The following is a 26,025-nucleotide window of genomic DNA, read 5'->3' on the forward strand; positions in this document are numbered from 1 at the left end:
CCCGGGATCCAAACCGGGGCGGGATCCCGCGCGCGTCGCGCTCCCCCGCCCCGATCCGGACTCTCTCAGCCCAGGAACTCGGCCAGCGCGCGCAGGCGGCGCAGGGTCTCGTCCTTGCCGAGCAGCTCCATCGACTCGAACAGCGGCGGCGACACGCGGCGGCCGGTGAGCGCGACGCGGGGCGGGCCGTAGGCGACGCGCGGCTTGAGGCCCCGCTCGTCGACGAGCGCCGCGGAGAGCGCGTCCTGGATCGCCTCGGGCGTGAACGTCTCGAGCGGCTCGAGGGCCGCGGCGGACGCCGTCAGCACCTCCGCCGCGTTGTCCGGCAGGCCCTTCAGCGCGTCCTCGTCGTACGACACCTGATCGGCGAAGAGGAAGCCGAGCAGTCCCGGCACCTCGCCGAGCAGCTGCACGCGCTCCTGCACCAGCGGCGCAGCCCGGAACGCCTGCACGATCTGCTCGTGAGTGGGCTCGCCGTCGAACACGTCGGCGGCCGCGAGATAGGGCAGGATCCGCTCGGCGAAGTCCTTGGGCTCGAGCCGGCGGATGTGGTCGCCGTTGATCGACTCGGCCTTCTTCTGGTCGAAGCGAGCCGGGTTCGGGTTGACGTCGACGATGTCGAACGCCGCCGTGAACTCCTCGAGGGAGAAGACGTCGCGGTCGGGACCGATCGACCAGCCGAGCAGTGCGAGATAGTTGAGCAGACCCTCGTGGATGAAGCCGCGCTCGCGGTGCAGGAACAGGTCGGCCTGCGGGTCGCGCTTGCTGAGCTTCTTGTTGCCGGTCTCCCCCAGCACCAGCGGCATGTGCGCGAAGCGCGGCACGAACGTCGTCACGCCGGCGTCGATGAGCGCGCCGTAGAGCGCGAGCTGGCGCGCGGTCGACGGCATCAGGTCCTCGCCGCGCAACACGTGGGTGATCCCCATGAGCGCGTCGTCGACCGGGTTCACCAGCGTGTACAGCGGGGCGCCGTTCGGACGCACGACCACGAAGTCCGGGAAGGATCCGGCCGGGAACGTCACCTCGCCGCGGATGAGGTCGACGTAGGTCAGATCCTCGTCGGGCACGCGCAGGCGCAGCGCCGGCTGGCGGCCCTCGGCGCGGAACGCGGCGCGCTCCTCGTCGGTCAGATCACGGTCGTGGTTGTCGTAGCCGAGCTGCTTGGCCCGCCCGTTCGCCTCGTTGCGGGCGTCGATCTCCTCCGCGGTCGAGTAGCTCTCGTACACGGCTCCAGACGCGACGAGCTTCTCGATCACCTCGCGGTAGATGTCGCCGCGCTCGGACTGCCGGTAGGGCCCGTGCGGGCCGCCGACCTCGACGCCCTCGTCCCAGTCGATCTTGAGCCAGGTGAGCGCGTCGACGAGCTGCCGGAAGCTCTCCTCGCTGTCCCGGGCAGCGTCGGTGTCCTCGATGCGGAACACGAGCTTGCCGCCGGTGTGCCGGGCGTACGCCCAGTTGTAGAGGGCGGTGCGGACCATGCCGACGTGCGGCAGACCGGTCGGCGAGGGGCAGAAGCGGACGCGGACGTCGGCACCGGACGCAGTGGTGGTGCGGGGATCGGGAGTAGCCATAGCCCTTCGATTCTAGTTGCGGGCGTCCGGCTCCCCCTGACGGCGGATCCTGGTTTCGAGGAGCGATGTCCGTCCGGGATCGGACGAGGTCGGAGCGGACATCGCTCCTCGAAACCGAGGGTGGCGCTACTGCGCGACGAGCTGATCCACGTAGCCGGGCATCCGGGGCGCGCCCCAGCCGGTCGTGAGGTCGTAGCCGCCTGTAGTGGCGTACCCCGGCACGGCGTTCGGGGTGAGGGATCCGTCATCGGCCAGTGCCCACATGCGGTTGCTCGCGAGGTCGCCGCTCGGCGTCGTGCCGTACTGCAGCGGGACGATGTCGCCGAACGCCGCGGACTTGTCGAAGGATCCGCTGTACAGCGCCTTGTTGAGGTCGCCGATCGGGCCCTTCCCGGCGGCGGCGCGCGCCTGGTTGGCGATCGCCGTGGCCGCCGCCGCCTGCGGCGAGGCCGCCGACGTGCCGCCGTAGACGCCCCAGGCCGCGGGGCCCTCGGTGCTCGGGAAGTAGGAGTGGAACACGAGCACGCCGCCGTTCACCGCCGCGTTCCACGCGAGGTCGGGAACGCCGCGCGCGGTGCCGACCACGCCCGCGACGCCGTCCTGGAACGCGGGACGGGAGTAGACGGTCGAAAGACCGCCGCCAGTGCCGATCTGGAAGCCGCCCTCGTTCCAGACGGCCTCGCTCTCACCCCCGGCGTTCCAGCCCCAGTACGCGGGGTTGCGGGCGCCGCCGGCGAGATACGGCACGTCCTGCGTGGGGTTCCACGTCCATCCGGACTGCACCTGGGTGCCGCCGACCGACGTCACGTACGGCGAGACGTTCGGGTAGCTGACCTCGGGAGTGGAGCCGACCGTGCCGGCACGGTGCGAGCGGACGTAGCCGGTGGATCCGTCATCGCCGGAGGAGGCGAAGAACGTGTCGCCCTTGGCGAGGCCGCGCTGGAAGGTCTGGTCGAACTTGGCGAACTGGCTCTTCGCCGCGGACGCGGATCCGAAGGTCTGCTCGTCGGTGCCGAACGACATCGAGAACACCGTGCCGGAGGGGTACTTCTGGATCGCCCAGTCGATGGCCTTCATCAGGTTGGGCACGCCCTGCACGCCCTGCGTCTCGGCCGGCGGCGTCGACAGCAGCACGATGTGCGCCTTGGGGGCCATCGCGTACGCCCACTGCACGTCGAGGTTGGCCTCTCCCGCCCAGCCGGCGGCGGAGTTCGGGCCGGACTGGCCGACGCCCTTCCCCGTCGGGTTCTTGTAGTCGGGCGTGCCGAGTGGCGACACGGCCTCGAAGTCGGGGGCGGGACCTCCGAAGGTCTGCGCGAAGAAGTTCAGGTCGTCGGCCGCCGTCGGGCTGCCGTATGCGTCGACGAGCACGATCGTCTGACCGGCGCCGTCGTTGCTGGAGGCGAGCGGGCCGAGGCCGTAGTGCGCGCGCAGCTGGTCGGGCGTGTAGCAGTGGATCGTCGTGGACACGCGGTTGTCGGGAGCCGGCCTGGTGCAGGCGGCAGGTCCTCCGGCATCGGCCTGCGATGTGAAGGCCGAATCCGGCGCCTGCGCGGCGAAGGGAACCACTGCCGCGGCCGCCGGGGGTGGCGAGGCTACCGGTGAGAGGGCGAGCGCGGTCGCGCCGGCCATCGCGGAGACGCCGAGTACGGCGCCGAGGGTCCTCATTCGGGACATGCCAACCTCCTTGTTGACGGATCACCCGGCGCACGGGGTCGGCGCGCCGGGACCGAGCAAGACGCTACACCCGCATCAGCGCGCTGCTACCGGATGTTCAGCCGTCTCATAAGGTCGGCTCGAGACCTGCCGTCTCAGCGCCGGCCGAAGGGCGACAGGACGACGATCGCGACCACCACGACGAGCGCGGCGATCGCGAGCCCCGCGTAGGAGAAGCTCTGCAGGATGACGCCGGCGAGCACCGCGCCGCCCGCCGCGCTCAGGCTCATCAGCGAGTCGCTGCGTCCTTGACGGCGGGTGCGCAGCGCAGGCGCCGAGGCCTCGGTGAGCAGTGCGGCGCCGGCGACGGTCGCCGCGCTCCAGCCCAGCCCCAGCAGGATCAGCGCGACCATGACGCCCCACGCGGTCTCCCCTGCGAACATCGCGAAGCACAGCGAGACGACCAGCAGCGCCTGTCCGAGCAATACGGTGCGCAGGCGGCCCCACCGGTCGGCGAGGATGCCGAACACCGGAGAGAGGCCGTACATCCCGGCGACGTGCAGGGCGATCGTGACCCCGACCAGCACCGTCACGTCGACGTCCGCCATCGGGTGCGAGCCCAGGGATCCGGCGCCGTGGTCCATGCCTGCCATCGTCATGTTCACGAGGTGCACCGGCGTCATGGCCATCACCGACGCCATCGTCACGTGCGAGCCGGCGACCGCGAAGATCGCGTAGCGCGCGGCGAGGGGACGGTCGACGCGCTCGACGACCCCGGCGGCGGATGCGGTCTCGGGGAGCTCGCGGGAGACGAGCAGCGGATCCGGCCGCAGCGCGACGAGATACAGCGTGAAGGCCGCGATCTGCGCCACGAGCGAGAACAGGTAGGACCCGGTGTGCACCGGCATGCCGATCGCGCGCCCCAGCTGCTCCCCCGCGCCCAGCAGCAGGGGTCCGGCGACGCCGCCGATCGTGGTCGCCCAGACGACGATCGACAGGTCGCGCCCGCGATGCGCAGGGTCTGCGAGATCGGTCGCGGCGAAGCGCGACTGCAGGTTGCCGGCGTTGCCCATGCCGATCAGCACGATGCCGGTGAGCAGGAGCGGGAACGAGCGCACCGCGGCGGCCGAGATCACGATCGCGATGCCGACGAGCGCGAGCAGGTTTCCCGCGGTCAGCGCGAAGCGGCGCCCTCTGGTGCTCGCCAGACGCGCGAGCGGGATCGCCGCGAGCGCAGCACCGAGCGTGACGGATGCGGTCGCGAGCCCCGACAGGGCGTCGCTGCCGGAGATGTCCTTCGCCAGGAGCGCGCCGAGCGACACCGTGGCGCCGAACGCGACCCCGCCGAGCACCTGCCCGAAGGACAGGATGCCGACAGTGCGGCGCTGGATCCGGATCCGGTCGGCCTGCGACAGGACGACGCCGGTCACGACGCGGGAAGCGCGTCGCGCACGGCGTTGCGGAGCGTGCCGATGCCGCTGATCTCGACCTCGACCGCGTCGCCCGCCTCGAAGGCGCCCACCCCGGCCGGGGTGCCGGTCATGATCACGTCTCCGGGCAGGAGCGTGAACACGGCCGAGGCGTAGGCGATGACGTCGGCGACGGAGTGGATCATGTCGGTGAGGGGCGCGTGCTGGCGCACCTCACCGTTGAGCCGGGTGGTGAGCTCCGCGGCGTCGAGGTCGAACTCGGTCTCGATCCACGGACCCAGCGGACAGAAGGTGTCGAAGCCCTTGGCGCGCGACCACTGGCCGTCCTTGCGCTGCAGATCCCGGGCCGTCACGTCGTTGCCGACGGTGTACCCGAAGACGTACTGGTGCGCGTTCTCCGCCGACACGTTCTTGGCGATGCGACCGATCACGACCACGAGCTCGCCCTCGTACTCGGTGCGCTCCGAGAGCGCGGTCGGGCGCACGATCGTGTCTCCCGGGCCGATCACCGACGTGTTCGGCTTGAGGAACAGCAGCGGCTCGGCCGGAGCCTCGCCGCCCATCTCGGCCGCATGGTCGTGGTAGTTCTTGCCGACGCAGACCACCTTCGAGCGCGGGATCACGGGCGCCAGCAGCGCCACGTCCACGAGCGGCACGCGCTCCCCCGTGGTCTCGTAGCCCGCGAACATCGGATCGCCGGCCAGCACGACCAGCTCCGCCTCGTCGAGGATCCCGTACTTGATGCCGTCGTTGTGGCTGAACCGTGCGATCTTCACAGGCTCAGCCTAGCGACGGCGCGCGATCAGCTCGTCGTCTCGGCCTTGTTGCCGCCCGCCTCGAGCACGTCGCCCGCGGGAAGCTCCTTGTGCCCGCCGAACTGCAGGCGCATCGCCGAGAGCACCTTGTTCGCGTACAGATCCTCGTCGCGCGAGGCGAACCGCTCGAACAGGGACGCGGCGAGCACCGGGACCGGCACGCCCACGTCGACCGCGGCCTTGACCGTCCAGCGCCCCTCGCCCGAGTCGGACACGCGGCCGGCGAGGCCGTCGAGCGTGGGGTTGCCCTGCAGCGCGGCTGCGGTCAGGTCGAGGAGCCAGGACGAGATGACGGATCCGCGGCGCCACAGCTCGGCGACCTTGGGGGTGTCGATGTCGAACTGGTAGTACTCCGGCTCCTCCAGGGGCGCGACCTCCGCGGAGTGCTCCGCCTCGCGGATGCCCGCGTCGGCGTTCTCCAGCAGGTTCAGGCCCTCGGCGAGGGCGGCCATGACGCCGTACTCGATGCCGTTGTGCACCATCTTCACGAAGTGCCCGGCCCCCGAAGGGCCGCAGTGCAGGAAGCCGAGCTCCTCGTCCGTGAGCTCGCCGGTGCGACCGGGCGTGCGCTCGATCTCGCCGGCTCCCGGCGCGATCGTCTTCAGGATCGGCGTGATCGTCGCGAACGCCTCGTCCGGGCCGCCGACCATGAGGCAGTAGCCGCGCTCGAGGCCGAAGACGCCGCCGCTGGTGCCGACGTCGACGTAGTTCAGCCCCTTCTCCCGCAGCGCCTTGGCCCGGCGCACGTCGTCGCGGTAGTTCGAGTTGCCGCCGTCGATCAGGATGTCGCCGGGCTGCAGCACCTCGCTGAGCTCGTCGACGACCCGGCCGGTGAGCCCGGCGGGGATCATGAGCCAGACAACGCGCGGGCCGTCGAGCTTGGCCGCGAGATCGGCGTAGTCGGTCGCGCCGATCGCCCCCTCCGCGACCAGGGCGGCGACGGCATCCGGGTTGACGTCGTAGACGACGCACTCGTGCCCTCCGCGCATGAGGCGGCGCACGATGTTCGCCCCCATCCGTCCGAGTCCGACCATGGCCAGCTTCATAGCAGGGTCCTCTCCTGTCAGGGATCGCGGTTCGTGCGCCGCCTCCGCGTCGGAAGCGGCGTGCGTCGTGCCGGGGTTCAGGCGTCCAGGCGGACGAGCCAGCCGTGGGTGTCCTCGCGGCGGCCGTACTGGATGTCGGTGAGCTCCTCACGCAGCGACATCGCCAGCTCGGTCGCTTCGGGGCCCTCGTGCACGATCTCGAAGTCGTCGGCCAGGAGCTTCCCGATCGGCACGACCACCGCGGCGGTGCCGCACGCGAACGCGCCGACGATCTCGCCGGATGCGGCGCCGTCGCGCCACTCCTGGATCGAGAGCTTGCGCTGCTCGACCGTGAGTCCGCGATCCTTCGCGAGCTCCAGGATCGACGCCAGGGTGATGCCCTCGAGGATCGAGTCCGACGCGGGCGTGAGCAGCCTGCCGTCGCGCGTGACGAGCACGAGGTTCATTCCGCCGAGCTCTTCGATGTAGTCCCCGTCGAGGAACAGCACCTGCTGGCAGCCCTTCTTGTACGCCTCCTCCTGCGGAAGCAGGCTCGAGGCGTAGTTGCCGCCGGTCTTGGCCGCGCCGGTGCCGCCGTGTCCGGCGCGCGCGTACTCGCGCGACAGCCAGATGTTGACGGGCTGCACGCCGCCGGGGAAGTAGGCGCCGGCCGGGCTGGCGATCAGGTAGTAGGCCACCTTCTTCGCCGCGCGCACGCCGAGGAACGCCTCCTTCGCGAACATGAAGGGGCGGAAGTACAGGCTCTCCTCGGGATTGCTGGGCACCCACGAGGAGTCGACGGCGACCAGCTGCTTGAGGGACTCGATGAACAGCTCGGTGGGCAGCGGGGGCAGCGCGAGGCGCGCGGCCGAGCGCTGCAGGCGGGCGGCGTTGCGGTCGGGACGGAAGGTCCACACCGATCCGTCCGCGTGACGATACGCCTTGAGGCCCTCGAAGATCTCCTGCGAGTAGTGCAGCACCGCGGCGGCCGGGTCGAGCTCGATCGGGCCGTACGGCGAGACGCGGGGGCGGTGCCACCCGCCCTTCTCCGACCAGCACAGGTCGACCATGTGGTCGGTGAAGTACTGCCCGAATCCGGGGTTCTGCAAGATCGTCTCGCGCTCGGCGTCCGAGCGCGGCTCCTCGTTGCGGGTGACCCGCCAGATGAGTCCGGCGGGAGACGGTGCCTGAAGAGGGAGTTCGATGGTCATGAGTGTGTCCTGACAGGTCGAAGGGGACGGCGTCGTGCGCGTGACTTCAGGTTACGCCTGGAGCCGGGCGATGATCGCCGCGCCGGTCTGTTCGGTGGTGCGGGTGCCTTCCCGCGAGGCGATGTCCTCCTCGACCGCGCGCTGCACGCGCGCGGCCTGTGCGCCGAGCCCCAGGTGGTCCAGGAGCAGGGCGACCGAGAGGGTCGCCGCGGTGGGGTCGGCCTTCTGCTGACCCGCGATGTCGGGTGCCGAGCCGTGCACGGGCTCGAACATCGACGGGAACGCGCCGTCGGGGTTGATGTTGCCCGAGGCGGCGAGGCCGATGCCACCGGTGACGGCGCCGGCCAGATCCGTGAGGATGTCCCCGAAGAGGTTGTCGGTGACGATCACGTCGAAGCGCGAAGGGTGGGTGACCAGGAAGATCGTGGCCGCATCGACGTGCAGGTAGTCTACGGCCACATCGGGGTGCTCCCGCGCCACCTCGTCGACGACGCGCTTCCAGATCGCCCCGGCGTGCACGAGCACGTTGGTCTTGTGCACGAGCGTGAGCCTCTTGCGGCGCTTCTCGGCGAGGGCGAACGCGTAGCGCACGACACGCTCCACACCGAACGCGGTGTTGACGCTGGTCTCGTTCGCGACCTCGTGCGGAGTGCCCTTGCGGATCGCCCCGCCGTTGCCGACGTAGGGACCCTCGGTGCCCTCGCGCACGACGACGAAGTCGATCTCACCCGGATCCGCCAGCGGACCCGGTGCCCCCGGGTACAGCTTCGACGGACGCAGGTTCACGTAGTGGTCGAGCTCGAAACGGAGCTTGAGCAGCAGACCGCGCTCGATGTTCGCGTCCTTGAGGCGCGGATCCCCCGGCTGCCCGCCGACCGCGCCGAGCAGGATCGCGTCGTGCGCGCGGATCGCATCCAGGTCCTCGTCGGTGAGCGTGTCGCCCGTCTCCAGGAACCGGCCGGCGCCGAGCGAGAACCGCGTCTTCTCGAAGGTCACGCCGCTGTCGGCGACGACCGCGTCGAGCACCTTCTCCGCCTCCGCGACGACCTCGGGGCCGATCCCGTCACCGGGGATGACGGCCAGCTTGACGACACGGGACGAGGCTTCGGACACGGACGCTCCTCAATCGTTGCGGGTGGAGGATCCCAGGCTATCGGGCGCGAGGGATCCCCCATGCACGCATGTCGCGGATCCGCGGCGCGGAACCCCGCTCAGCGGCCGAGGCGGCGGCCGAGCGTGAGCGCCGCGATCACCGCGGCGCAGATCACGAGCAGTCCGCCGATGAGCGAGGTGACCATCACGCCGGTGCCGAACGCCTCGGCCGCCGCCTGCCGCAGCGCCGCCCCGAGCGCGTCGGGCAGCTGCGCGGCCGCCGAGAACGCCCCCGCGAGGGTCTCGGTGGCACGTGCGGCCACAGCCTCCGGCACTCCGTCGGGGACGACGAGGGAGTTGCGGTAGAACGCGGTGATGATGCCGCCGAGGATCGTGGTGCCGAGCACCGCGCCCAGCTCGTACGCCGTCTCGGACACGGCGCTCGCCGCTCCCGCCTTCTCCGGCGGGGCCGCCGCCAGGATGAGCTCGTTCGACACCGTCTCCGCGGCACCGATTCCGATGCCGAGCAGCACGAACGCGACGATCAGGGGCGCGACGCCGTGCGCGTGCGTGGTGAAGGCCACCACCAGGTAGCCGGCCAGCGAGAACACGAGTGCCGCCGGTACGAGCACCTGCGGCCGAACCCGGCGCGCGATGGGGACGACGATCAGACCGGAGACGATCATCATGGCCATACCCGGGATGAGCGCGAGTCCCGCCTGCACGGGCTTGAGCCCGAGCACGAGCTGCAGATGCTGCGACACGTAGTACAGGAAGCCGACGAGGGCGACGACGCTGAGGAGGTTGACCAGGATCGCGCCGCTGAACATCCCCCGGCGGAACAGCGCCATGTCGAGCATCGGGGTCTCCGCGCGCAGCTGACGGCGCACGAACAGCACGCCCACGCCGACGCCGAGCACGACCAGGATCACCACGAGCGGGGTGATGCCGTGGACTGCGAACTCCTTGATCGCATAGACGACGGGGACCATGGTCGCCATCGACATCGCGATGCTGATCGGGTCGATGCGGCCGGGGTTCGGGTCGCGGCTCTCCGGCACGAGGATCGGCGCGAGGATGAGCAGCGGGATGAGCACGGGCACCGCCACGAGGAACACCGAGCCCCACGCGAAGTGCTCCAGCAGCAGGCCTCCGACGATGGGGCCGAGCGCGGAGCCGGCAGAGAACGCCGCCGCCCAGATCGCGATCGCCAGACGGCGCTGGTCGCGGTTCTGGAACACCGAGCGCAGCAGCGACAGGGTGGAGGGCATCAGCATCGCGCCGAAGAAGCCCAGTGCCGCGCGTGCAGCGATCAGCAGGGCCGCGGTGGGAGCGAAGGCCGCGAGAGCGGAGACCAGAGCGAATCCGGTGGCGCCGATGAGCAGAAGACGGCGACGACCGAAGCGGTCGCCGAGCGTGCCCATGGTCACCAGGAGGCCGGCGAGCACGAGCGGGTAGACGTCGATGATCCACAGCTGCTCGACACCGCTCGGCCGCAGGGCCGTGGAGATCTCGGGCAGCGCGAACGACAGCACGGTGTTGTCGACGGAGACGAGCAGCACAGGCAGCATGAGCACGACCAGCGCCGCCCAGCCGCGTGCGCCGACGCGGGGGCCTTCCTCGGTCCCCGGCAGGGAGATCGACGCTGTTGCGGACATGGTGCACCTCTCGGTTCTTCGATGTGGCGACGGATAACTTAACCGTCCAGCTGGTATAGTAACAGACATGGCCAGACCTCCGCATGCCCGCGAGCGCGTTCTCGACGCCTACGAGGCGATGCTGATCTCCGACGGAGAGCGCGCCGCGACCCTCGACGCCGTCGCTCGCGCCGCGGGCGTCTCCAAGGGCGGGCTGCTGTACCACTTCGCCTCGAAGGACGAGCTCGCGGCAGCGATGATCGCGCGCCTCGAGCGGCTCGGGATCGAGGACGTCGAGAGGATCCGCACGGCGCCGGAAGGACCGGTCGAGTACTACCTGCGCACCTCGGTGATGATGGACGACGACCTCGACCGGGCGATCATCGCCGCGACGCGCCTGGCGCAGGGCGGAAGCACCGCCGCGACCGAGGCGCTGCACCGCATGCGCGAGGAGTCGGCCGAGGCGATCCGCCCCCACGTGCGTGATCAGGCTGCGCTCGACCTCGTGATGCTGCTGAGCGACGGGCTGTTCTTCAACAACGCCGTGGATGCGGACGGATCCGACGACGTGGTCCCCTCAGGCGCCGAGCTGGACGCGCTCGTCGCTCTGGTGCTCCGGTCGGTGGCGAGCTGACCTCTCCCCCGGTCGTTGAGCGAGGACGCCGCAGGCGACCGAGACGAAACGCGGCACCCTCGCAAGGGCACCGCGTTTCGACTCGCTCCGCTCGCGGGCGGGGGCGTCAGGCTTCGACGAGCTCGATCTGGCGGAACAGGTCGGCGTCGATCGCCTCGCGCACCTCGTCGAGGAGCGTCTCGGGGATGGGCGAGTCGAGGGTCAGGACGCTGAGCGCCTGGCCGCCCGCGGTCTCACGCGCGATCTGCATGCCGGCGATGTTGATCCCGGCGTCGCCGAAGCGCTGACCGTAGACCGCGACGATGCCGGGGCGGTCGGTGTAGAGCATCACGACGTGGTGCTTCTCGATCGGCAGCTCGACCGCATGGCCGTTGATCGCGACGAGCTTCTCGATCTGCTTGGGGCCGGTCAGCGTGCCCGAGACCGACACCTGGCTGCCGTCGGCGAGCGCGCCGCGCAGCGTGATGACGTTGCGATACTCCTCGCTGACGTCGTCCTGCACGAGACGCACGGCGACGCCGCGCTGCTCCGCGAGCAGAGGCGCGTTCACGTACGACACGGTCTCGCTGACGATCGGCGTGAAGACGCCCTTGAGCGCGGCGAGACGCAGCACGCCGACCTCGTACCCGTTCAGCTCGCCGTGCACCTCGACGTCGAGGCTGGTGAGCGGCGACTGGGCGAGGCCGGAGAGGATCTGGCCGAGCTTCTCGGTGAGCGGGATGCCGGGACGCACGTAGGGGTCGATCACGCCGCCGGCCACGTTCACCGCGTCGGGCACGAGGTCGCCGCCGAGCGCCAGGCGCACCGAGCGGGCGACCGAGACGCCGGCCTTCTCCTGGGCCTCGTCGGTCGACGCGCCCAGGTGCGGGGTGACCACGACGTTCGGCTGCGCGGTGAGCGCGCGGGCCGCGGATCCCTCCACCGGCGGCTCGGAGGTGAAGACGTCCAGGCCGGCGCCGGCGATCTCGCCGTTCTGCAGCGCGACCAGCAGCGCCTCCTCGTCGATGAGGCCGCCACGGGCGACGTTGACGACGTACGCGGTGGGCTTCATGGCGCGGAACTGCTCGGCGCCGATCATCCCGGTGGTCTCCGGCGTCTTCGGCATGTGGATCGTCAGGAAGTCGCTCTCTGCGACGAGCTCGTCGAGGCTCAGCAGCTGCACGCCGAGCTGCTGAGCCCGCGCGCTGGTGACGTACGGGTCGTAGGCGACCACGCGCATGTCGAACGCCGCCAGGCGCGCGGCGACCAGGGCGCCGATGCGGCCGAGGCCCACGATGCCGACCGTCTTCTCGAACAGTTCGGCGCCGGTGTAGGAGCTGCGCTTCCACTCCCCCGCGGACAGCGAGGCGTGCGCGGCGGGGATGCGCCGCGCGAGGCTGAGGATGTGACCGACCGTGAGCTCCGCGGCCGAGACGATGTTCGAGGTGGGCGCGTTCACGACCATGACGCCGGCGGCGGTGGCCGCCTTGATGTCGACGTTGTCCAGGCCCACGCCGGCACGGGCGACGACCTTCAGGACGGGCGCGTGCGAGAGCGCCTCGGCGTCGATCCTGGTCGCCGAGCGGATCAGCACCGCGTCGGCGTCGGCCAGCGCGGCGAACAGCGCCTCCCGGTCGGTGCCGTCCACGGAGCGGACGTCGAAGTCGGGACCGAGTGCGTCCACGGTGGCGGGCGAGAGCGTCTCTGCGAGCAGGACGACGGGCTTGCGGGCGGACGTGTTCACGGCGTTCTCGGGCACAGAGAGATCCTTCGGGGCTGGGAAGGGGGATCCGGATGCGCCGCACCGTCGGGGCGCGATGGTGCGAACACTCTACCGGAGTGCGCACGCGCCCCCGGACCGTGTGACGCCGTCGGTCGACCCCCGCCCGAGACGGTCGGTCCCCGCCTGAGAAGGTCAGTGCCCGCCTGAGAGGGTGTACCCGACCACATCCAGCCAGAACACCGCCACCACGCCGAGCCCGGCCAGGAGCACCAGGGCGACCGCGCCGAGCCCACGGCGCCGCGTGAGCGCGACCGCCAGGACGAACACGATCACGGGCATCGCGATCGCGAGCACGAGCGCCACCCAGGTCGTCGCGTCGAGCGCCATGCCCACCAGCGGGATCATGTAGGCCACGGCGTTCCAGACCGCGTATGCGTAGAGCAGCCCGAACACGCCCAGGAGCGTGTAGAGGATCCAGCGGGGTCGGCGCGGATCCAGGGTCGTCATCGTCTCGGCGCTCATGCTCCCACCGTCCCGAACATCACGAAGGGCCACGGCACGAGCAGCACCGCGCCGGCGACCAAGGCCAGGATCCGGATCCACGAGGCCTTGCCGCGCGTCAGCGCCCAGGTCGCCGCGAACCAGAGCACCGGGGCGAGGGCGGCCAGCCACATCCACGGGAAGTAGGTCCAGTCTCCCAGCAGCAGCGACGCGCGCGGGCGCAGCCGGAGGCCGCCGACGATCCAGCCCGCCGCGAAGAGCAGGTAGACGCCGCCGATGATGCCGTAGAACACCAGCGCCGCGTTGCCGACGCCGGCGGGCTCGTCCGCCTCCTCCTCGGCGTCGCCCGGTGCCGCCGAGCGCTCGGCGACCGTCGCCGCCCCCGCGTCGGCGGCCGCCTCCGTCGCGGGCGCCTCGTCGTGCGCGGCCTCGTCTGCGACCGGTGCGGGCGGGGCGGCGGCAGGAGTGCGGGCCGCGGGGGCGGTCGGCGCCTCGGGCTCGTCGCCCTCCCAGCGCAGCGCGTCGTCCGGATCGCTCGTCATGTGTCCAGCGTAGCGAGCGATATCCCCCGCGCGCGGCCTCGCCGCCGCTAGGCTCAGGTCCAGCATCAGGGGGAAGGGAAGGACCACCGTGCCTGAGAACAGCAGCAAGAAGCCCGCCCGCAGCGCGGCGCGCAAACCCGCACCCGCCGCGGCGGCATCCGCCGCCCCGGCCGACGGCCCCGCGGATCCGCCGGCCGGCTGGACGCCCACTCCCGAGGCCAAGGCGACCGCGACCCGCCTGCGCTGGATCGCCGTGGTGCTCTGGGCCGTCGCGATCGCCGCCGAGGCCGTCGGCATCTTCTGGCTGCTCCGGCAGCGCCAGGTGACCGGCGGTGACGGCCAGTACGTCCGCAACCCCGACACGGGTCTGCTCGAGCAGCAGGGCGCGACGACGACCTTCCCGCAGTGGGCGTTCATCACGCTGCTCGTGCTGTTCGTCGTGATCGCCGCGCTCTCCATCACCGGATCCTTCCTGTGGAAGAAGGCCAATCGCCTCGACCCGGCCCGCCGCTCGGACACCGTGCGGTTCTTCGTGCAGAACCAGCTCGGCGCGATCATCGCGATCATCGCCTTCGTGCCGCTCATCATCCTGGTGTTCCTGAACAAGGACATGGACAAGGGTCAGAAGACGATCGCCGGCATCGTGGGCATCGCGCTCGCGGCCCTCGCCGTCGTGCTGGGCATCGACTTCACACCACCGTCCGTCGAGCAGTACACCGCCGACCAGTCGACCGTGATCCAGCTGCTCGGCAAGGACCAGGTCGTCTGGGTCGACGGCGGCACGGTCTACCACGTCTGCGAGGAGGTGCCGGCGATCCAGACCGGCAGCGACAAGCGCACGGGGACGACCGCGCAGGCCGTCGAGGCAGGCAAGACGCGTCTGACCCTCGAGTTCGCCTCGGAGCTGCGCAAGTGCGGACTCCCCGTGCCGGAGAACTCGCCCGCGATCGCCGATGCGCTGCGTGCCATCCGAGACGGCAAGACCGGCACCACGCTGCCGGCTCCGGTGTGGGCCGACGGCACTCAGGCGCCGATCTCGGTGCCCGACGCCTCCTCGTCCGGTTCCACGCCCGCGCCGACCACCACGCCGTGAGCGACCCGGCCTGACCGCCGAGACGACGAGAGCGCGACGTCCGCACACGGGGCGTCGCGCTCTCGTCTTTCCGGGCAGCGGCCGGGACTCACGACCGGGCGTGCACCGCCGCCGCCGCACGGCGGACGATATCGGCGTCCGTGACGTCGAAACCGGGCACCCCGCCGCCGGGGCCGCTCGGCGCGTCGTCGCCCGAGGGCTGCCGCGCGGAGAGGTGGATCGCGTCGACGCCGCAGGCGAGGAGCGCCTCGATGTCCTCGACGCGCACGCCTCCCCCGGCCATGATCTGAAGGCGCCCGCCCGCTTCCGCGACGAGCGCACGCAGAGCGGCCCGCCCGTCGATGCTGCGGGCCGCGCGCCCGCTGCTGAGCACGCGCCGCACGCCGCAGACCACGAGATCCTCGACGATCGACGCGGGTTCCGCGATGGCGTCGATGGCCCGGTGGAAGACGAGCTCGGCGTCACCGGCGGCCTGTCGCCACCGGTCGAGGGCGCGCAGGTCGACGGCGCCGTCGGAGGTCAGCGCGCCGACCACCACGCCGCCCGCGCCGCGGCGCACCACCTCGGCGATGTCTTCGGCGACGAGCGCGACCTCCTCCGGGGTGTACACGAAGCCGCCGCCGCGCGGTCGCACGAGCACGGCGACCCGCTCCGGGGCGCCCGCGGCGGCCAGCACGGCATCGACGGTGGCGGCGGACGGCGTCAGCCCTCCCGTCGCCGCGAGCGCCTGGCAGAGCTCGACCCGGTCCGCCCCTGCCGCGAACGCGGTCCGCGCGCCCGCGGGACCGTCGACGGCGATCTCGAGAGCAGCCGCCGTCACGGCGAGACCGTGAGCGTGGCGACCGGCTCGGCGCGGAGGGCGTCCGGGACCCGCACGACGCGCACGCCGTCGTCCTGCACGGCCGACTCCGCCGCGGAGCCGTCGGCCCAGCGCGCATCTCCGGTGGAGAGCTCCGCCGGAAGACGGATCTCTCCGGACCGCGGATCGAGCGCATGCACGTGCACGCCGGACGCCGACCGGGTGTACCGGCGCGGCTCCCCGCACTCCTCCCCGAAGCGCAGCCACGGCCGGGTGCCGCGGATCGTGTCGCCGTTCGTGCGCATCCACGCCCCCAGCTCGCGCATGGTGCGGCGCTGCAGCTCCGGGATCCGCCCAGCCGCATCGGGGCCGACGTTGATGAGCAGGTTGCCGTTCTTGGAGACGACGTCGACGAGCATCCGGATCAGATCCGGCCCGGAGAGCGTCTGCCGCTCGTCCTCCGCCTGGTTGTAGCCGAAGGAGTAGCCCAGACCGCGCGTCGACTCCCAGGGCGCATCGAGGATCCCGGGGATGTGCGTGTACTCGCGCGTCAGGAAGCCGTGGTACGGCACGCCCCATCGGTCGTTGACGACCCCGTGGGGCACCTGCGCGAAGTAGCGCTGCAGCAGCGCGGCGACCGCGAAGTCGTCGCGTCCCTTGCCGCCGTCCGGCCACTCGATGTCGTTCCAGAGCAGATCGGGCGAGAAGCGCTCGACCAGCTCGTCGAGCTGCGCGGCGGCGTAACGGGAGAAGGGGATGTCGTTGCGTCGGTGGCGGAACAGATCGGTGTCGGACTCGATCGGCGGGAAGTCGCTCGCGTGCCAGTCCAGCGCCCCGGAGAAGTACACCCCGAAGCGCGCCCCGGCCCGTCGGGTCGCGTCGTGCAGCTCGGCGATGAGATCGCGCCGCGGCCCGCGGGCGACGGCGTTGAACCCGGTGGTGCCGGTGCCCCACAGGCAGAAGCCCTCGTGGTGCTTGGTCGTCGGCACGATGTACTGCGCGCCCGCGTCCACGAGCTCGCCCACGAACGCGTCCGGGTCGAAGGAGGACGCGTCCCACAGGTCCGCGAGGTCCTCGTACGAGGTGCCCGGCCCGTACAGACGCTGATGGCGCTCCCAGGTCGGGCTTCCGGCGATCCGCACGGTGTTCCCGTACCACTCCGCGTACTGGTGCCAGGCGTAGGCGTCCTCGGTCGGGATGTTCACTCCCTCCCCGTGCTGCACCGCCCAGGCGGGCACCGAGTACAGGCCCCAGTGCACGAAGAAGCCGAGCTTGGCGTCGCGGTACCAGTCCGGCACGCCCTGCGCGGGGTAGACGGGTGCGTCCGCGCCGAGATCCGGGCCGGTGCGCTTCTCGAAGTTCATCATGCGGGGAGCTCCTCTCCGCGGCGGCTCACATGCGCGGTGAGCGCGGGAGTGCCGGTGGTGTCGAACGGGAACACGCCGGGGGCGAGCCGGTGGTGGCCGAGGCGCAGCAGGTCCTGATCGACGCCGCCCGGCGTGAGGGCGAGCGTCCAGTCCGCGGCGAGGTCGTAGAGCTCGGGCTCGAGGTACCCGATCTTCACGATCACGACATCCGCGGATTCGGGATCCAGGCCGAGCATGCGGAAGTCGTCGAGGTGGTGGAAGGGCTTGCGCCGTTCGGTGACGATCGCGTGCACGCTGCCGGCGCGGATCACGACCTGGGTGCCGGCCTCGGGGTCGCCGTCCGTGACGGAGAAGACCTCGCCGGTGATCGTCACCGGCCCGCGCGGACCCGGATCCACTCTGCCGCCGACCTCCAGCCTCACGGTCGCGCCGACGCCGGCGGCCGCCGCCTGCGCCACCGCCGCGGGGTCGAAGACCGAGGCGTGCACGACGACGCGGCCCGGCTCGGCGAGCTCGGGACGGGCGAGCAGCTCGCCCAGCGTCCAGGAGACGTCGCCGGCGCCGCCGGCGGTGGGATTGTCGCCCGAGTCGGAGATCACCCAGGGGCGCGCCGCCTCGGGGGCCAGGGCGCGGTCGAGCGCCTCGCCGAGGGTCGCGGTCGGCCCGACGAAGACGAAGTCGGCGCGCGCGTCCCAGTACCGCCGGGCCAGGCGCTCGGCCTCCCGCGCGATGACCTCGCGGTCGTCGCCGGTCACCATCACGATCGCCATGTTGCGCGGCTCGTCGGCCCAGGCGTAGCCCACCCAGATCGCGGCATCGACGACGCCGTCGAGCGCCTCGACGTCGGGCACCTGCGCGTAGATCCCACGCGCCGGCTCGAGCCGCGTGCTCGTCTTCTCCCCCGGCAGCAGCACCGGCACCGGCACCCAGGCCTTGAACGGACGACGCTGCAGCGGATCGGATCCGTGCCGCCCCCGCAGGCGAGCGAGGAGGTTCCAGACCGCGCGCTCCTTGGTGTTCATCCAGTCCTCGTGCGGCGCCATCCGGTAGCAGGTGAGCAGGTCGAGCGCGTCCCGCAGCACCTCCGAGACGTTGCCGTGCAGGTCCATCGAGGTCGACACGAGCACGTCGTCGCCGAGCGCGTCCCGCACGGCTGCGGCGAGATCCCCCTCCGCGTCCTGCATCCCGACGACGCTCATCGCGCCGTGGATGTCGAAGAAGAAGCCGTCGAACGGCCCACCGGACTCGATCTCGGCGCGGATGCCGTCGAGGATCGCGTCCTTCATCCGCTGATAGGTCTGCGGTGCCACCGCCCCGCCGGGCAGGGAGCGACCGTGGTGGATCGGCACCCACTCCGCGGCCTCGCGCAGTTCCCGTCCCTCGTCGAGGAACGGGTAGTAGCCGAGGAGCTCCGCACCCTCGCGGATCGTGAACGCCTCGTCGCCCGAGACGTGCGGCGAGAACGTGCTGGACTCGATCGAGATCCCCGCGATGCCGATCCGGGGCCGCGCGAGACCGCCCTCCTCGACCACGGGGAGCGGACCCATCCAGACCGTGTCGGCCTCGGGGCGGGGGTGCGGCGCGGTGGACGCTGTCATGGGCGGGTGTCTTCCTCTCGGGATGCGGACGGATCAGACGGCGACGAGCGGTGTCGTCTCGGGGTCGGCGAGCCGGGCGGCGGCGAGGGCCGCGGCCCCGCGCGCGACGGCGTCGGCGGAGATCTCCGCCGGCACCACGCGCAGCGGGATGCCGGAGACCGGGCCGTCGCTGCGGAGGGTCTCGGTGATGCCGGGTTCGAGCAGGTCCCACGCGGCGTGCACACCGCCGCCGACGACCACGAGATCGAGGTCGAGCAGCGATGCCGTGGTGGAGGCGGCGAGCGCGGTCGCCCGGGCGGCGTCGTCGAACACGGCGCGTGCCGACGCCTCGCCGGCGCGGGCGCGGTCCGCGATCTCGGGAGTCGTCGCCCCGGTCCCGGTGGCCTCGCGATAGCGGCGGGCGATCGAGGTGCCGGAGGCGAGCGTCTCGAGGTGGCCGGTCTGCCCGCAGGTGCAGCGCAGAGCGCTGAACCCCGGCGTGTGCCCGATCTCCCCGGCCGCCCCGTGCGTGCCGTGGTGCAGCGCGCCGTGCAGGGCGATCGCCCCGCCGACGCCGGTGCCGAGCATGATCCCCAGCACATCGCTCGCGCCGCGCGCGGCGCCCCAGCGCAGCTCGCCGAGGAGGAAGGCGTTCACATCGTTCTCGATCCACACGGGGACATCGAGGCGGGCCACGAGCTCGTCGGCGAGCCGGAAGCCGGTCCAGCCCGTGAAGGTCGCAGAGGCGGCGACGACGACGCCGCGCTCCTGGTCGATCACCCCCGCCGCCCCCACACCCGCGCCGGCGAGCGACGCGCCGAGGGCGTCGCACAGCCGCAGCACGAGGTCGGCGGCCGCGTCGGCCATCGCGGGCCCGCCCTCCGACGCCGGGGCCGGCACGACGCCCTTCGCGAGCAGCGCTCCCTCGGCGTCGGTCAGCACCGCAGAGATCTTGGTCCCGCCGATGTCGATGCCCGCGATCGCGGGCGCGACGGCGCTCCCGGGCTCGGCGGTCCGGGTTCCTGCGTGATCGCTCATCGTCCGCCGAGCCCCGCCATCGCGATGCCCTTGACCAGGTGCTTCTGCAGCACGATCACGAGGACCGTGGTCGGCACCATCGAGATGATCGCCGCGGCCATCTGCAGATCCCAGCGCGTGCCGGTGAGACCCGAGAACGTCGCCAGGCCGACGGGGAGCGTGCCGTGCGCGTTGTAGTCCACCGTGACGATGAGGGGCCACAGGTAGCTGTTCCAGAAGGACAGGAACGTGAAGACGGACAGCACCGCGACGGCGGACTTCGCCAGCGGCAGGATGATCTGCAGGAACGAGCGCACGGGCCCGGCGCCGTCGACCCGGGCCGCCTCCTCGAGCTCGTACGGGATGCCTCGGAAGAACTGGCGCATGAGGAACGTGCCGAACGCGGTGAACGCGAACGGGAAGATGAGGGCCTGGTACGTGTCCACCCAGTTGAGCCACTGCATCACCTGGAACATCGGGATCACGAGCACCTCGGCCGGGACCATGAGCGTCGCGAGGAACAGCACGAACACGGCGTCGCGCCCCTTCCACCGCAGCCGTCCGAAGGCGTACCCCGCAGTCGTCGACACGATCAGCACGACGAGGGTGCCCGCGATCGCGACGAAGAACGAGTTGCCGATGTAGGTGAGGAACGGACCGTAGGCGAACACGTCCGCGAAGTTGGACCACCGGATCTCGGATCCGATGAGCTTGGGCGGCATGGAGAACATCTCGTTGTTCGGCTTGAGCGCCGAGAAGAACGAGTACACCAGCGGGGACACGAAGATCAGCGCGGCGAGGTAGACGAACACGTGGGCGATGATCAGGCGGGTGCGCTCGCCGCCGGACAACGGCGCCTTCGGCCGCTTCACGCGATCCTCGGCGGGGACGACCACGGCCTCGGTCGAATCGGCGATCGCCGCCTGCTGCAGGTCAGTGCTCATAGTGCACCCACTTCTTCTGCGCGCCGAACTGCAGCGCGGTGATGATGATGATGAGCGCGAACAGGATCCAGGCTCCCGCGGCGGCGATGCCCAGGTCCTGGAACTTGAAGCCCTGGTTGTAGATGAACTGGACCAGCGGCTGCGTCGCGTTGCCCGGCCCGCCGCCGGTGAGCAGCTGCGGCTGGGCGAACACCTGCAGCGATGTGATCATCGTCATGATCGTCGCGAAGAAGATCGACGGCGAGATCATCGGGACCACGACGCTCCACTGCATCCGGAATCCGGAGGCGCCGTCGATCCTGGCCGCCTCGATCACCGACTCCGGGAGCTGCTCGAGCGCCGCGGAGAAGATCAGCATGTTGTAGCCGAGTCCCTGCCAGACGCTCATGATGATCACCATCGCCATGGCCCAGAACGGGTCGGCCAGGAAGTTCGGGAGCTTCATGCCGAACCAGCCCTGCGCGATGCCGTTGAACAGCCCCTGCGGCTGCAGCATCATCTTCCACACCAGCACGCTCGCGACCATGGGGGTCACGACCGGGATGAAGAACAGCACCCGCAGGGCACCGCGGCCGCGGATCCGGGGTCCGAGCGCCATCGCGAGGATGAGCGAGCACACGATGCTCAGCGGCACGTAGACGACGGTGAACACCGCCGTGTTGCGCATCGCCGGCCAGAAGTCGGGGCTGGCGGTGAAGAGCTTGATGTAGTTGCCCACGCCGTTGAACGTCTTGTCGCCGAAGGTGGGCCAGTTGTAGAAGCTCATCACGATGGAGAGCACGACCGGCACGACCGTGAAGACGGCGAGGCCGATCAGGGCGGGACTCGCGAAGCCGAGCGCCTGACGGCCCTCCGTGCGGCTCAGGGAGCCGCGACGGGGCGAGGAACCGCGACGGCCTTGCGACGCGCGGCGGCGGGATGCGGCGATGGTCACCGTTCCTCCTTCTTCCGGGATGGTGTCCCGGCCCGGCGGACGGATCCGCCGGGCCGGGAGTCGATCACTTGCCGAACTGGTCCTGGGCGTTCTTGAGCACCTCGGACATGGGGGTCTGGCCGTTGTAGACGCTCACCAGCTGCGGCTGGATGTAGCTGCCGACCTTGGACCAGTTGTCGGTGACGTACTGTCCCTGCACGTTCGCGAAGGCGGCCTTGAAGACCTCCTCCACCTGCGGGCGGAACTTCTCGTCGATGGACTGGAAGTACAGCGGCTGGCTCTCGGTGCGCGCCGGGTAGCTGCGGCCCGAGGAGGCGATGTAGTCCTGCGAGTCCTTGCTGAGCAGCGAGCCGAGCACCTTGAGCGCGGCGTCCTTGTTCTTGCAGGTCTTCGAGATCCCGTAGCCCGAGCCGAGGATGAGGCTCAGGGAGTCCTTGCCCTCGCCCGGCAGCGGCGCCATGCCGGCGGTGAAGCCCGCCTGGTTCTTCAGGTAGCTCACGGCGTTCCAGGTGCCGTCCACGGCCATCGCGGCGTTGCCGTTGGAGTACTGGTCCTCGCCCCAGCCGCCGTCGGAGGCGCTGGCGACCGGGAGGGCGACCTTCTGGTCGGCGACCAGGCCCGCGTACCAGGTGGCGGCGTCGGAGAACTTCTTGTCGGTCAGCTGCAGCTTGCCGTCCTTGGTCGCGGGCTGCACGCCCGCCTTGGCGATCGGCAGCGCCTGCCACTGGAAGTCGCCCATGCCGACGGCGAAGCCCTGCTTGCCGTCGCGGGTGGCCGCCTTGGCGGTCTTCTCGAAGTCGTCGAAGGTCCAGCCCGGCTTGGGCTCGGCGGCGCCGGCGGCCTTCAGCTGGTCCGCGTTGTAGTAGACGAGCATCGTGGCCGTGTCGAACGGCAGGCCGTAGAGCTCGCCCTTGTTCTTGAGGATCTCGGTCGTGCCGGCGGCGAAGTCGCTCTCCTTGAGGCCGGCGGCCTTCAGGTCGTCCGCGGTGAGCTTCTGGAAGCCGGAGGTGTAGCTGGAGAGCATGCCGCTGTTCATCCCGGTGACGCACGCCATGTTGCCCGAGGCCATGTTGGTGGTGAGCTTCGTGAAGAAGTCGTTCCAGGGGGCGGTGCGCAGCTCGATCTTCAGATCCGGGTTCTGCTTCTTGGCGACGTCGACCTGCGCCTGCAGCGCCTTGGTGTCGTCGGCGGATCCGGCCCACATGTCGACCACGACGGTCTTGTCGTCGCCGCCGGCGCTGCTGCTCGAACCTCCGCAGCCGGTCAGGACGAGGGCGGCGCCCACGGTGAACGCCGCCACAGGGACGAGGTGCGTCTTCTTCATTGAATGCCTCCTCAGGCACGAACAGATCTTGCTTCGTTTGAGTTCGAACGAAGTAATTCGGGGTTATGCCTTCATCCTGTCAGATAAACGCGAGAAACTCCATCCGAACATCGGATGTCTGCACTCGATCGTGAGATTTCCGTGATGATTCCCGGCACGATGGACACACTCCGCTAGAGTGATCTTCATTCGACCTCGAAGGAAGTGTCATGACACAGTCCGCAGACCGGTCCACGGACCGCCGCGAACCCGCAGCGTCTGGTGACCACGCCCGGCAGATCGTGGAACTGGTGACGCGCGGCGAAGCACTGTCGCGATCCGACCTCGCCCGACTGCTCGGAATCGCCCCGTCGACCGTCTCCCTGCGAGTCCAGGAGCTCGTTGACGCCGGAGTCCTGAGGGAGAACGGTCAGGCTCAGTCCTCGGGAGGACGCCGCGCACGCCGTCTCTCCCTGGGCGGCACGCCGCATCGCGTACTGGCCGCGGAGTTGGGCGGCGAGCACGCCCGACTCGGACTGCTCGATCTCGGCGGCCACCTCGACCGGACGGCGACGATTCCGATCACGATCGCGGACGGTCCCGAGGCGACGCTCGCGCTCGTCGAGGCCGGTCTGCGCGATCTCGCCGACGATGCAGACATCCGAGCAGTGGGCATGGCGCTCCCCGGGCCGGTCGACTTCGAGTCCGGCCGCGTGGATCAGCCCTCCCGCATGCCGGGCTGGCCAGGATTCCGCGTCGGCGACGCGCTGGCCGAGCGCTTCGGCGTTCCCGCCGTGGTCGACAACGATGCGAACCTCATGGCCCTGGGCGAGCACCATCGCAGCCTCGCTCGCCACCAGCACAGCATCACCGTCAAGGCGGGGACCGCCATCGGCAGCGGCATCATCGTGGCGGGTGCCGTGCACCGCGGTGCCACGTCCGCGGCCGGCGACATCACCCACACGCGCGTCGCCGAAGCCGCGGACATCCCCTGCTCCTGCGGCAACCACGGCTGTCTGGAGACCATCGCGAGCGGGGCGGGCCTCGTCCGGCAGATGCGCGAGCGCGGCGTGGCCGCCGCCGGCGCCGCCGAGGTGCTGGAGCTGGCGCGCAACGGAGATCCGATCGCCACCACGCTGGTGCGCACGGCCGGTACGCACCTCGGCCAGGTGCTGTCCGGCGTGGTCAACTTCTTCAACCCGCACGCCGTGTTCCTCACGGGGAGCATGAGCGCGAGCGAACCCTTCCTCGCCGCGGTGCGCAGCCGGGTGTACGAGGCGTGCCATCCGCTCGCCACCCAGACCTTGCGTATCGAGTCCGCGCGGACGGGTCCCGACGCGGCGCTCTACGGAGCGGCGCGCCTGGCGATGGAACTGGTCGACCCGGTCGCCTGACGCGTCGCCGGCGTGACCGGGGGCGCTCAGGCCCCCGGCGCGAGCGTGAGCTCGATCACGGGGATCAGCACGTCGGGGCGGCGCACCGGCAGATGCACGGTCAGCGTGCCCTCGGCCTCCCCCGCCGGGGTCATCAGGGTCGCCTGCTGCTCGGGATCCGTGACCGAGGTCTTCAGCCAGGATCCGTCGTTCAGCAGCCGGGCGTAGGAGACGCGGCCCGCGAGCCCCTCGAGATGCACATAGCCGAGCGGCCACGAGAACAGGTGCAGGTAGAGGCGGTCGCCGCGGCGCGTGTAGACCCCTTCGCGGGGAGCAGGGTAGGCCGCGTGACCGGCGCCGACGATCGCGGAGCGGTGCAGGCGCATCCACTCGCCGAGCTCGGCGAGCACTGCCTCGTCCCGCGGCGCGATGCTCCCCCGTCCGTCGGGACCGATGTTGAGCAGCATGTTGCCGTCCATCGAGACCGAATCGGCCAGCATCTGCGCGAGCAGCACCGCGGACTTCTGGTCGTGGTTGTCGCGGTGGTACCCCCACGAGCCGTTGATCGTCTGGCATGCCTCCCACACCTGGGGCACCCCGTCCACGACGATCGGCGCCGTCGGCTGATACTGCTCCGGCGTGACGAAGTCGGCGGCGATGCCGAGACGGTCGTTCACGAGCATCTGCGGCTGCAGCTCGCGGCACAGCGCGAGCAGCCCATCCGCATCCCAGTCCTGCGGGCCCTTGCCGGCCCACCCGCCGGATCCCTCCGGGTAGGTGAAGTCGAAGAACAGGTAGTCGATGTCGCCGTACCGGGTGAGCAGCTCCCGCACCTGCCCGTGCAGGTAGGAGCGGTAACGCGCCATGTCCCGCCCGGCGTTGCGCTCGTGCTCGACCTCGTCGTCCCGACGCGGGTGGTTCGCGTCGACGGTGAAGTCCGGGTGATGCCAGTCGATCAGCGAGTGGTAGAGGCCCACGCGAAGGCCTTCGGCGCGCAGGGCGTCCACGTACTCGCGGACGAGATCCCTGCCGCAGGCGGTCACCGACGTGTAGTCCGTCAGCGCCGAGTCCCACAGGCAGAACCCGTCGTGGTGCTTGGTGGTGAGGACCACGTACCCCATCCCGGTCGCCTTCGCCCGACGCGCGAGCGCGACGGCGTCGAACAGGTCGGGGTCGAAATGGTCGAAGTACACCCGGTACTCCTCCGCGGTCAGGCGCTCGTAGTTCTGCACCCATTCGTGCCGGGCGGCCCCGCTGTACAGGCCGAAGTGCACGAACATCCCGAACCGGGCCTCATCGAACCACTGCTGTCGCATCTCTGCTCGTTCTCCTCTGATCCTCGGCGGATCCGCTCAGGCGGAAGGGTGGCCGACGACGCCCTTGCGAAGCAGGGCGTTGCCGTACTTGCGGGTCTCCCCCGTGCGCACCACCAGGTACGCGCCGCGGGCGACGTCGTAGTAGGCGAAGCGCTCCACGAAGCGCGTGCTGTCCTCGTCGGTGCCTGCGGCGTCCATGAGCTCTCGCTGCACGTCCAGCACGTCGCCGTCGGCCGAGGTCATCAGGTCGATCCCCGGCGCATCGTCCAGCGGCAGCACCGAGCGGATCGCCGCGACCACGGCGGGCGTCGTCGTGCCGGGCAGATCCACGACGCGCGCGCCGAGCGCCCACGCCGGGAAATGCGCGTCCGCGACGACCACCGCGTCGGAGTGACCCATCCGGTCCAGATGCAGCAGCAGCTCACCGGTGAGCAGCGGGTGGATTCCTTCGAGCATGCGCTTCCTCTCGTCCTGCGGTTGCTGTCG

23 protein-coding genes are annotated in these 26,025 nt (G+C 70.9%); 3 read left to right on the plus strand and 20 right to left on the minus strand.

Annotated elements, in window-relative coordinates:
• Nucleotides 1–65: 65 nt before the first annotated feature.
• The 8 genes from gltX to NFX31_RS09965 form a co-directional block, all read right to left on the minus strand.
• On the minus strand, nt 66–1,571 hold the full coding sequence (gene gltX, locus NFX31_RS09930; RefSeq protein WP_262955602.1) for a glutamate--tRNA ligase: 1,506 nt from the start codon (nt 1,569–1,571) through the stop codon (nt 66–68).
• A gap of 126 nt (nt 1,572–1,697) precedes the next feature.
• Nucleotides 1,698–3,248 carry a S53 family peptidase gene (locus NFX31_RS09935; RefSeq protein ID WP_262955603.1) on the minus strand — a complete coding sequence of 517 codons (1,551 nt, stop codon included), beginning with the start codon at nt 3,246–3,248 and terminating at the stop codon, nt 1,698–1,700.
• A gap of 134 nt (nt 3,249–3,382) precedes the next feature.
• A complete protein-coding gene (locus tag NFX31_RS09940) occupies nt 3,383–4,657 on the minus strand; it encodes an MFS transporter (RefSeq protein ID WP_262955604.1) in 1,275 nt (424 codons plus the stop codon).
• Nucleotides 4,654–5,433: a fumarylacetoacetate hydrolase family protein gene (locus tag NFX31_RS09945; RefSeq protein ID WP_045251861.1), complete on the minus strand. Its 780-nt coding sequence runs from the start codon at nt 5,431–5,433 to the stop codon at nt 4,654–4,656. The genes NFX31_RS09940 and NFX31_RS09945 overlap by 4 nt, the downstream gene beginning before the upstream one ends.
• 26 nt (nt 5,434–5,459) lie before the next feature.
• A complete protein-coding gene (gnd, locus tag NFX31_RS09950) occupies nt 5,460–6,518 on the minus strand; it encodes a phosphogluconate dehydrogenase (NAD(+)-dependent, decarboxylating) (RefSeq protein ID WP_091477218.1) in 1,059 nt (352 codons plus the stop codon).
• A gap of 77 nt (nt 6,519–6,595) precedes the next feature.
• Entirely contained in the window at nt 6,596–7,708 is a 1,113-nt protein-coding gene (locus NFX31_RS09955) for a branched-chain amino acid aminotransferase (protein WP_045251859.1), read from the minus strand.
• Between the two features lie 51 nt (nt 7,709–7,759).
• Entirely contained in the window at nt 7,760–8,821 is a 1,062-nt protein-coding gene (locus tag NFX31_RS09960) for a 3-isopropylmalate dehydrogenase (protein ID WP_262955607.1), read from the minus strand.
• Between the two features lie 98 nt (nt 8,822–8,919).
• Entirely contained in the window at nt 8,920–10,458 is a 1,539-nt protein-coding gene (locus NFX31_RS09965; RefSeq protein ID WP_045251857.1) for an MFS transporter, read from the minus strand.
• A gap of 67 nt (nt 10,459–10,525) precedes the next feature.
• On the opposite strand from NFX31_RS09965, the gene NFX31_RS09970 reads away from it, so the two are divergent.
• Nucleotides 10,526–11,071, plus strand: a complete 546-nt coding sequence (locus NFX31_RS09970) for a TetR/AcrR family transcriptional regulator (RefSeq protein ID WP_262955608.1) — start codon at nt 10,526–10,528, stop codon at nt 11,069–11,071.
• A 106-nt stretch (nt 11,072–11,177) separates the two neighbouring features.
• Here NFX31_RS09970 and serA read toward each other — a convergent pair whose 3' ends face one another.
• From serA to NFX31_RS09985, 3 genes are all read right to left on the minus strand, one after another.
• Entirely contained in the window at nt 11,178–12,809 is a 1,632-nt protein-coding gene (gene serA, locus NFX31_RS09975; protein WP_262955609.1) for a phosphoglycerate dehydrogenase, read from the minus strand.
• Between the two features lie 156 nt (nt 12,810–12,965).
• Nucleotides 12,966–13,295: a hypothetical protein gene (locus NFX31_RS09980; protein WP_082072453.1), complete on the minus strand. Its 330-nt coding sequence runs from the start codon at nt 13,293–13,295 to the stop codon at nt 12,966–12,968.
• The gene (locus tag NFX31_RS09985) at nt 13,292–13,816 is read right to left on the minus strand and encodes a hypothetical protein (protein ID WP_262955610.1); all 525 of its coding nucleotides are present in this window, start codon (nt 13,814–13,816) and stop codon (nt 13,292–13,294) included. Before NFX31_RS09985 ends, NFX31_RS09980 begins: the two co-directional genes overlap by 4 nt.
• 88 nt (nt 13,817–13,904) lie before the next feature.
• On the opposite strand from NFX31_RS09985, the gene NFX31_RS09990 reads away from it, so the two are divergent.
• Nucleotides 13,905–14,909 carry a hypothetical protein gene (locus NFX31_RS09990; protein WP_262955611.1) on the plus strand — a complete coding sequence of 335 codons (1,005 nt, stop codon included), beginning with the start codon at nt 13,905–13,907 and terminating at the stop codon, nt 14,907–14,909.
• A gap of 88 nt (nt 14,910–14,997) precedes the next feature.
• On the opposite strand, the gene NFX31_RS09995 is transcribed toward NFX31_RS09990, so the two are convergent.
• The 7 genes from NFX31_RS09995 to NFX31_RS10025 all read right to left on the minus strand — a co-directional run bounded on the left by NFX31_RS09995 (nt 14,998) and on the right by NFX31_RS10025 (nt 22,871).
• Nucleotides 14,998–15,729, minus strand: coding sequence for a copper homeostasis protein CutC (locus NFX31_RS09995; protein WP_045251854.1), 732 nt, complete (start codon nt 15,727–15,729; stop codon nt 14,998–15,000).
• Nucleotides 15,726–17,075 carry an alpha-L-fucosidase gene (locus tag NFX31_RS10000; protein WP_262955612.1) on the minus strand — a complete coding sequence of 450 codons (1,350 nt, stop codon included), beginning with the start codon at nt 17,073–17,075 and terminating at the stop codon, nt 15,726–15,728. Before NFX31_RS10000 ends, NFX31_RS09995 begins: the two co-directional genes overlap by 4 nt.
• Nucleotides 17,072–18,622: a M81 family metallopeptidase gene (locus tag NFX31_RS10005; protein ID WP_338101516.1), complete on the minus strand. Its 1,551-nt coding sequence runs from the start codon at nt 18,620–18,622 to the stop codon at nt 17,072–17,074. The genes NFX31_RS10000 and NFX31_RS10005 overlap by 4 nt, the downstream gene beginning before the upstream one ends.
• Nucleotides 18,623–18,706: 84 nt before the next feature.
• The gene (locus tag NFX31_RS10010; protein WP_262955614.1) at nt 18,707–19,690 is read right to left on the minus strand and encodes an ROK family protein; all 984 of its coding nucleotides are present in this window, start codon (nt 19,688–19,690) and stop codon (nt 18,707–18,709) included.
• Nucleotides 19,687–20,613, minus strand: coding sequence for a carbohydrate ABC transporter permease (locus tag NFX31_RS10015; protein WP_262955615.1), 927 nt, complete (start codon nt 20,611–20,613; stop codon nt 19,687–19,689). Before NFX31_RS10015 ends, NFX31_RS10010 begins: the two co-directional genes overlap by 4 nt.
• Complete coding sequence (locus NFX31_RS10020; RefSeq protein WP_258955313.1) at nt 20,603–21,547, minus strand: carbohydrate ABC transporter permease; 945 nt, start codon at nt 21,545–21,547, stop codon at nt 20,603–20,605. Before NFX31_RS10020 ends, NFX31_RS10015 begins: the two co-directional genes overlap by 11 nt.
• Nucleotides 21,548–21,611: 64 nt before the next feature.
• Nucleotides 21,612–22,871 (minus strand): ABC transporter substrate-binding protein, encoded by a 1,260-nt coding sequence (locus NFX31_RS10025; RefSeq protein ID WP_262955616.1) that lies wholly within the window; start codon nt 22,869–22,871, stop codon nt 21,612–21,614.
• A gap of 209 nt (nt 22,872–23,080) precedes the next feature.
• Here NFX31_RS10025 and NFX31_RS10030 point away from each other — a divergent pair, with 209 nt between their 5' ends.
• Entirely contained in the window at nt 23,081–24,244 is a 1,164-nt protein-coding gene (locus tag NFX31_RS10030; RefSeq protein WP_091477232.1) for an ROK family transcriptional regulator, read from the plus strand.
• Nucleotides 24,245–24,270: 26 nt separating this feature from the next.
• On the opposite strand, the gene NFX31_RS10035 is transcribed toward NFX31_RS10030, so the two are convergent.
• Both NFX31_RS10035 and NFX31_RS10040 read right to left on the minus strand, forming a co-directional pair.
• Nucleotides 24,271–25,539 (minus strand): alpha-L-fucosidase, encoded by a 1,269-nt coding sequence (locus NFX31_RS10035; protein WP_262955617.1) that lies wholly within the window; start codon nt 25,537–25,539, stop codon nt 24,271–24,273.
• Nucleotides 25,540–25,575: 36 nt separating this feature from the next.
• Nucleotides 25,576–25,995: an RbsD/FucU family protein gene (locus tag NFX31_RS10040; protein WP_262955618.1), complete on the minus strand. Its 420-nt coding sequence runs from the start codon at nt 25,993–25,995 to the stop codon at nt 25,576–25,578.
• Nucleotides 25,996–26,025 lie beyond the last annotated feature (30 nt).

Origin of the sequence: Microbacterium azadirachtae, assembly GCF_025583665.1 — a bacterium.
Lineage (GTDB): Bacteria > Actinomycetota > Actinomycetes > Actinomycetales > Microbacteriaceae > Microbacterium > Microbacterium azadirachtae.